The organism is Bacillus sp. MT94, assembly GCF_058792475.1.
Map to the genome: position 1 here is coordinate 1 of NZ_JBXAEZ010000017.1, position 8572 is coordinate 8572.

7 protein-coding genes are annotated in these 8572 nt (G+C 33.0%); 6 read left to right on the top strand and 1 reads right to left on the bottom strand.

Features of this window, described 5'->3' with window-relative positions; translation table 11 throughout:
- The first annotated feature begins 491 nt into the window (after positions 1–491).
- Both AC1Q51_RS27715 and AC1Q51_RS27720 read left to right on the top strand, forming a co-directional pair.
- Complete coding sequence (locus AC1Q51_RS27715) at positions 492–2423, top strand: glycosyltransferase (protein WP_090979091.1); 1932 nt, start codon at positions 492–494, stop codon at positions 2421–2423.
- 66 nt (positions 2424–2489) lie between these two features.
- Complete coding sequence (locus AC1Q51_RS27720) at positions 2490–3266, top strand: class I SAM-dependent methyltransferase (protein ID WP_000651236.1); 777 nt, start codon at positions 2490–2492, stop codon at positions 3264–3266.
- A 40-nt stretch (positions 3267–3306) separates the two neighbouring features.
- Here AC1Q51_RS27720 and AC1Q51_RS27725 read toward each other — a convergent pair whose 3' ends face one another.
- On the bottom strand, positions 3307–4251 hold the full coding sequence (locus tag AC1Q51_RS27725) for an NAD-dependent epimerase/dehydratase family protein (protein ID WP_001230828.1): 945 nt from the start codon (positions 4249–4251) through the stop codon (positions 3307–3309).
- A 293-nt stretch (positions 4252–4544) separates the two neighbouring features.
- Here AC1Q51_RS27725 and AC1Q51_RS27730 point away from each other — a divergent pair, with 293 nt between their 5' ends.
- The 4 genes from AC1Q51_RS27730 (at position 4545) to AC1Q51_RS27745 (ending at position 8485) form a co-directional block, all read left to right on the top strand.
- Positions 4545–5339, top strand: a complete 795-nt coding sequence (locus tag AC1Q51_RS27730) for a sulfotransferase family 2 domain-containing protein (RefSeq protein WP_000790050.1) — start codon at positions 4545–4547, stop codon at positions 5337–5339.
- Between the two features lie 215 nt (positions 5340–5554).
- The gene (locus AC1Q51_RS27735) at positions 5555–6277 is read left to right on the top strand and encodes a class I SAM-dependent methyltransferase (protein ID WP_000405128.1); all 723 of its coding nucleotides are present in this window, start codon (positions 5555–5557) and stop codon (positions 6275–6277) included.
- Between the two features lie 27 nt (positions 6278–6304).
- Positions 6305–7177, top strand: a complete 873-nt coding sequence (locus tag AC1Q51_RS27740; protein ID WP_000551407.1) for a class I SAM-dependent methyltransferase — start codon at positions 6305–6307, stop codon at positions 7175–7177.
- Positions 7178–7408: 231 nt separating this feature from the next.
- The gene (locus tag AC1Q51_RS27745; protein WP_090979088.1) at positions 7409–8485 is read left to right on the top strand and encodes a glycosyltransferase WbsX family protein; all 1077 of its coding nucleotides are present in this window, start codon (positions 7409–7411) and stop codon (positions 8483–8485) included.
- Positions 8486–8572: the final 87 nt, after the last annotated feature.

The window sequence follows — 8572 nt, forward strand, 5'->3', positions numbered from 1 at the left end:
ACGTTTCACGTTGTTTGTTTCGTTCAGTTTTCAAAGAACTACTTGGTCGCTCATTTGCGACTTCCTTATGTTAACATTTCTATTTTGTAATGTCAACTAAGTTTTTCATTTCGTTTGTCGCTTTCAATGTTAATGTCATCGGCGACTTTTCCTATATTACACCCCTGTAGATCAATCGTCAATACTTTTTATCTTTTTTATTTTATAAATTATAAAAGCTTTGCTCTCTTAATTTCTAACACATCCTTAGAACTTCTTAAACATATGTATTCAAACTAACAATCTGCAGACTACACCCTCTAACTTAATACTAATACTTTTCTAAAGAATGAATGTGAGACCAAGTAAATATATATTAAGGATAATATTTTTTCTTTTAGTACGTCCCCCTTCTGCTCATCTCTAGGGGATTATATATAAACCATTTCTCTTCTTTACCTTTAATCAACAAAAAGGAAAAGAAATCTAATAAACTTAGGAGGCGTTATGAAATGCATGTTAATAAAAAGATAATTTATGTATCCCATGATGCCCATTTCCACGGAGCACAGCTACTTTCTTTACATACTATTAAGGCTCTTAAAGAAAACTTTGATTACTCTGTTGCAATTATTTCTATTGGATCCGGTATTTTAATTCCCGATTTCCAAAAGCACGGCCCTGTTTATTGTCTCGAGCAAGATTATCAAACAAAAGAAAAGGTCGAATTATTAATAAAAGATTTATTATCACAGGATTTTACCCTCGCCATATGTAGCACTGTCATAAGTGGCGATATCGTCGCATTACTAGCTAGACACAATATAAAAGTTGTTTCATTAATACATGAATTACCGCATTTAATACAACAGTACTCTGCTGAAGGGAAAGCTAAAAACATCGCTGAATTTGCTTACAAAGTTGTTTTCCCTTCACAATACGTACATGAAAAATTTCGTACAATCACTGAATTGGATCCTCAAAAATGTCACATTCTCCCTCAAGGTTTGTTTAACCACAATCCTTATAAGAACAATATTGCAAAAGCTAGAAATGAGTTACGTAAGAAGCTTAACCTGCCTCTAGATAGCAAAATCATCTTGGGTGTAGGCTTCGCAGATTATCGAAAAGGAATAGATCTATTCTCACTTATCTCTTACTCAGTAAGAAAGACTCACAAGGATATTCATTTTATTTGGGTAGGGAGAACAGACGTTCAATTCCTGAATACACTGCCCCCTAAATATAAAGCACATTTCACAGTAGTCGATCCTACTCCCGATATCGGATTATATAACGCCGGAGCTGACTTATACTTATTAACTTCAAGGGAAGATCCTTTTCCAAATGTTGTTTTAGAAGCATTAGATGCAAAACTTCCTGTTATAGGGTTTAAAAATGCTGGAGGTTTTGAGGATGTTGTTACAGAAAAAACTGGTGCCTTAGTAGACTTTTTAAATTTACCCAAAATGCTAGAAAAAATATATGAATTTATTCATGATGAGGGATTACGATTACAAAAGGGAAGCTTTGGCCAAGAACTTATCGAAAAAAACTTCAATTTTCTTACTTACATTTATCAATTACTAGATCTTCTCGAACATAATTACAAAAAGATAAGCGTAATCATACCAAACTATAATTATGAAAAATACTTACCTGATCGAATCGAATCAATATTAAACCAAACCTACCCTCTTTACGAACTAATTTTCTTAGACGATGCCTCCACTGATCATAGCGTATCAACATTTAAAGAACTGCTCTCAAAAGAAAATAAGATCCATCTGAAGGTTCAACAGGTTATTAATGATACAAACTCTGGTTCTGTATTTAAACAATGGATAAAAGGCGTCACTGCAGCAACTGGTGATTATATTTGGATTGCAGAGGCCGATGACTTATGCGATAAGACATTTTTACAAGAGGTGATGCAGGGGTTTTATATAAATAACAATATTGCCTTAAGCTACACACAATCAAAACAAATAGACGAACAAGGAAATGTATTGGCTAATCATTATTTAAATTACACAAATGATATCGATGAAGAGAAATGGAAAGCCCCCTATTTTCGAAAAGGCGTCGACGAAATACAAGATACGTTACTTATCAAAAACACTATACCTAATGTCTCGAGTGTAGTTTTTAAAAATATAGATATGAAGAAAACAGAAAAACAGTTAGAAAAGTTCAAAATAGCTGGTGACTGGTTCTTCTATGTTTCTCTTCTTACAGAGGGAGATATTTACTTCAATCCAGCCCCCCTAAACTATCATAGACGACATTTAAATAGTGTAACAAGAACAGAAGATTCATATTCCCATTACAATGAAGTTGTGCAAATGCAAAATTTCATTAAAGAAAGCTTTACTATCGATGACATTTCTAAAATGAAAATGTATACATATAGAAAGTATCTTAAAACATACTTAAAAATTTAAACGTATGCTTTCTCTGCCATCAATATCTCTTGTAAGGCGATACTATTATTTAAGGGGGAATACTCTTTGAAAGACTTTATAGAGGAACATAAAGATTTAATTTCTCAAATCGCACACAGCTACAATGTAAATGCAAGTATCCATCCTGAGGATCATATCTTTCAGTTCATTGTCACTAATCCCGTTTTCCCATCAAAAAAAGAAGCGATAGATTACTATTTTAAAGACGGGCAAAACTCAGCACAAATACTCTTAGACTTAATCACTTCCCTTTATCCTCCTACAGGCAATCCAATCAAATTGTTAGAGTTTGCATCTGGATACGGCTGCGTAACACGTCATTTATTAAATCTACAAGCGAATTTGAGTATAACCGCTTGTGATATACACGAAGAGGCCATTTCCTTTATTGAAAACAAATTAAATAATCCTTCTATATTATCTCATCCTGAGCCCGAACAGTTAAAATTAGACTCCTCTACGTACGATATTGTTTTTTGTCTATCCTTTTTTTCTCATATGCCTGATACAACTTGGTTTCGTTGGCTTCAAACATTGTATAACGCTGTTTCACCTGGTGGTTTATTCATTTTCACAACCCATGGCTATCAAAGTAAAAAATATTTCGGGTTTCCAAATTTAAACGAACAGGGCTATTGGTTTCTCTCTTCTAGTGAACAATTCGATTTAGATGTTAATCAGTACGGACAAACGATAGTTAGCCCCTCTTACGTATGTGACAAAATTAAATTATTGCCCTATAACCCAATCATCAAAAAGTATACTGAAGGATTTTGGTGGGAACATCAAGACCTTTGGGTAATAGAAAAAGAAGTAAAATAATAAACCACGCTCTGCTTAAATACAAGTAGAGTGTGGTTTATTATTTTTTACTATATAAGAACTCTTCAATCCATAGCTTATTTAATCTAATCCCATTTTTAAAATCTATTTTAGGTTCCCAATTCAATTCTTGTTTTATCTTATCAATATTTAAAATGATTCTTTGGACGTTCTCTTGTTTTTGTTTATAACAGATAAAATCCACTTTTCTTTCTGTTATTTTCTCTAGTTCCACAATAATTCGTTTTAAAGAAAGACCTTTGCCACTCCCTATGTTATATACGCAAGATTTCAATTGATTTAATTGTGCTAGTTGTATAGTAATTTCAACTAAATCATCGATATAAATATAATCTCTAATAATCTCCTCTGGATTCCCATATATATTAATCCTTTCATTACTGAGATGCTGATACAAAAAACAATTTATCGCCCCAACTTTTTTTAAGGGGTTTTGGTATTTTCCATACGGATTAGAATATCTACATACAACATAATCTATTCCATATTTTCTCTTATAAAAATACAAATAATTCTCGAGCGAAACTTTTGTTATTCCATACGGGGAGAGTGGTCTTAATGGATGTTTCTCATCAATAGGCAAATATTCAGGTTCACCATAAACTGTGCCTCCCGAAGAAGCTAATATAATTTTTTTAATACGAAAATCTTTAACACTTTCCATGAAATTAAGAAAAAATAAACTGCTATTAATATCGCCGAAAACATCTTCAATTGAAGTTGCTACGTTAGACGTCGCAGCTAAATAAATAATAATATCTATATTCACTAAAGCCTTATATATATCCTCAACATTTTCTAAATCACCTTTAATAAATTCAACTTCACTTATAATATTTTGAGGAAAATTATTTATATGTCTGGAAAATACTTTTACATTTTGCCCCTGTTTCAATAAACCCAATGCGAGGTTGATACCAATGAAACTATTTCCACCTACTATTAAATAATTATTCTTCCTCATAATATCATCTCTCTAGTAATAAATTTTTCTCATCGTCAAACCTAAAAATATAAACAAATAAACTGGATCATTTCGATTATTCATCTTCTTATCATTGTATGTTTGTTATAAATTTTCATTATCTTTATTTTCTATTTTCATTTCGGAATAACTTCCTTATTCAGATTGACTGCAAAAACACTCATAATATTTACTCATCCCCATGAATATATTTAATAAACAATCCTCACTTGTTTAACCCATAAAAAAACTTCTACATACACAAGGTTCTCAAAAAAAGGAGTGCGAAACTCATGAAAAATATAAATCAAGAGCTTTTAAATCATGTAATTCTACATAAAGACCGAATTCCGCATTACCATAAAGACTTTCCCCTTATACTATTTTGGAGTCACAGAAGCGGATGCACCGCATTAGCTAATTGGTTCTTTTTTCAAATTGGATTATTTACTGAAGCAAAGAAATACAATGACTTTATTCATTACTATGAGTTCTGGGTGTATAAGAACAATATAAATTACATACCAGAGTTACAGAATGGTCTTCTAGAAGGTAAAAAGGATGTTTGTAAACTTGTGCGAAATCCCTATACAAGGGCTGTCAGCTCATTTCTATTACTTGCTGACAATCCATACGCTAGCCCCCAATGGGAAAGTATCCGTCATTATTTTTATAATGATAAATATAGTAATCAAGGAATATCATTTAAACAATTTTTATATTACGTTCAGGCATTTGGTTCCAATTCCCTAGCAATAGATATACATTTTAGCCAACAATACGTCCCCGGTGAAGAAAACTTCATCCAATGTTATATTCCTTTAGAAGATTTTAATGCACAAATCACCAAACTAGAACACACGTACGATTTGATAAAATCTAATTTAGCACTTCTTACAAATTCAGATCATCATCGCGCCCACAAGATGATTTATGCAGGGAGCTATGCAGAACTTAGCATTACAGATGAAGCCTTCCCACGATTTCCAACATACGAAAGCTTTTATGATAAAGAAACTATGGATTTAGTTACAGAAATATATGCACAGGACTTTGAAATGTACCCGTACACGAGAGGGATACTTTAAGTCTATACATTTTTCTATGAATAAAAGCTAATGCATCGCATAGCATAAAGTGAAACTTTAATTCGAGTCGGGTTCTCTTCAACTGATTATTCCCTTTTCCTAATCGCTATTTTAAGAGATACCTAACTTTCACCTATTCCCTTTGATTTCGCCGATTGTTGACGTGTATCATACTTTCCATAAATAGATTGCATGTAACATAGGAGTGATGTCGTGTGGAAATCAATTTGAAACAGAATAATGGGTACTGCGTTATTTGCGAAAAGAAAGCTACATTTATAGAGCATAATGATTGGCTTAGAGATCATTATTTATGTTCTACATGTAACTCTATCCCAAGGCAGCGAGCTTTAATCCATACTTTACACACATTTTTTCCAAAATGGGATTCCTATAGTATCCACGAATCCTCTCCTGGAGGAATTACAACTCAGCTACTATTAAAAAACTGTAAAAACTATACATATTCTCAATACTTTAAAAACTATCCTCTTGGCCAATACTTTCAAGGAATTAGATGTGAGAACTTAGAAGACATGACTTTTGAAAATGAATCTTTTGATTTATTCATTACTCAAGACGTTTTTGAGCATGTAATGACGCCAAACAAAGCCTTTAAAGAAATAGAACGAGTATTAAAACCTGGCGGCGCTCATGTATTTACTGTCCCTTGGTATCATACACTCACAAAAACTGTGCAAAGAGCAAGATTGAATAAAGAGGTGATTGAATATATTGAAGAGCCCATTTATCACGGAAACCCTATTGATGAGAACGGGTCTTTAGTAACGTTCGATTGGGGGCAAGATATGATTGAATATATTTATACACACACAAATATGTATACCATTGTTTATTTACAAAAGGATAGATCACTCGGGTTAGATGCTGAATTTTTACATGTTTTTATTAGTAAAAAGCAAGAAAATAAGGTTTAATCACTATATAATTCGGAGGTTTGACAAATGCATAACTTTAAGTTAGGAAGTGATTTTGATAATCTTGTTAATTCACTATCTGATGTTGAACTTCTAAATTTATTTATACAAAGTTGTTCCCAAACAACGATAAATGGGGTTCCCGTACCTAGGTTTCCTCCTGAAGAAATTCAAAAACAATTTGTAGGTGCTTCCTATGAACATGCTCTTTATGAAGCATATTTGTTTTATAGCTATATAAAACAATACGCCCAGAATTTAGGTGTTCCCGTGAATAAAGAAAGTAAAGTTTTAGACTTCGGCTGCGGATGGGGAAGAATTATACGCTTCTTATTTAAAGATGCTTCTGATCAAAATTTACTTGGCATTGATGTGGATCCTGCGATGATCACACTTTGTAATGAAACACTAGGAAGAGGGATATATAAAACAGCAAGTCCACATCCCCCTGTAGAATTTATTAGTGACAATTCATTAGATATCATATTCGCTTATTCTGTATTCTCACATTTATCCGAAGAAACTGCTGAAAATTGGATAAAAGAATTTTCAAGAGTTCTTCGCCCTGGTGGAATTTTCATCGCAACAACACAAGCGCGCTATTTTCTTGATTTTTGTCAACAATTCCACGAACATCCTGAATTAATTCAAACAGGATGGCATAAAACTTTATCTCAAGCTTTTCCAGATATACATCGCGCTATCTCGGATTATGAAAACGGAAAATTTGTCCACAGCGCTACTGGTGCAGGGGATGTTAGAAATAGTAGTTTTTACGGAGAAACCGTTATACCTAGGACTTATATTGAAAATCATTATGAGAAATATTTAAAGCTACAAGACTTTTTTGATGATGTAAATCGATTACCTCAAGCCCTCTTTGTCCTTCAAAAAATTTAATTCCTTTTATTCAACGTAATACACTTAATTTCATGACGAAAAGCACTTTCTATTTCAGCTATATATCAAATTACCTAATACTCTCTTATTAAGTAAGCTGTAAAAACAAATTCAATACATACCATAAAAAAGCAGTAAACAGCTAACATATCTCTTGTTTTAAAATTGCTCCACCAAATCAAGAATACCTTCCCAACAATTGAACTACGAAAAACATGAGGGGGATATACTTTGAAAATAATCGCTTTTTACTTACCACAATTCCATCAAATTAAAGAAAATGATCGATGGTGGGGGGAAGGATTTACTGAATGGACAAATACTAAAAGTGCACGCCCTTTATTTTCAGGACATTATCAACCGAGGGAACCTTATCAAGATTTTTATTATGACTTAACTAGCCCCTCCGTAAGAAAGTGGCAAGCAGAAATCGCTAAAGCATACGGTATATATGGTTTTTGTTATTATCATTATTGGTTTAAGGGAAAAAGACTATTAGAAACACCCTTTAATGACGTACTAAAGATAAAGGAACCTGACTTCCCTTTTTGTCTTTCTTGGGCAAATGAACCATGGACAAAATCTTGGGATGGTCTCGATAAACATATATTAATGCCTCAAGATTACGGAGATATATCTGATTGGAAGGAACACTTTGATTATTTATTACAGGCTTTCCAAGATGAGAGATATATTTATATAGATGATAAACCTCTATTCATTATTTATCGTCCAGGACATATTCCTGATTGTGAAAAAATGCTTAATTACTGGAATGCATTAGCGCGAGAAAATGGTTTAAAAGGCATATACTTTGCTGAAACATTAAACAGTTTTCCACTACCTAATATAAATGGATTCGATGCTAGCATTCAGTTTGAACCTTTCTATACAATTGCCCATGATAGCTCTTCAGACATAAATAAGGTCATATATGATTCTGATATGCAATTGAATGTTTGGGACTACGATAAAGTATGGATGTATATATTACAACGATCGCTCCCAAAGAAAAAAACATTTCCTGGGGCTTTTGTTGATTGGGATAATACTGCACGACGTAAAAACGCAAATAGCAGCATCTTTGTAGGTTCTACCCCTGAAAAGTTCACCATATATTTAAGCAAGCAAATTCATCGTACTTACTCTTTTTATAACAGCGAGTTTTTATTTATTAACGCATGGAATGAGTGGGCTGAAGGAACTTACTTAGAGCCAGATAAAAAATATGGATTTTCTTATTTAGAAGGAGTTAAAAATGCAATTGATAGAGGTATGAAAGCATACAAAAAAGACGAGTCATTCTGACTCGTCTTAAAGTTGCTTGGCGACGTCCTACTCTCACAGGGACAAGGTCCCAACTACCATCGGCGCTAGAGAGCTTAACTTCCGTGT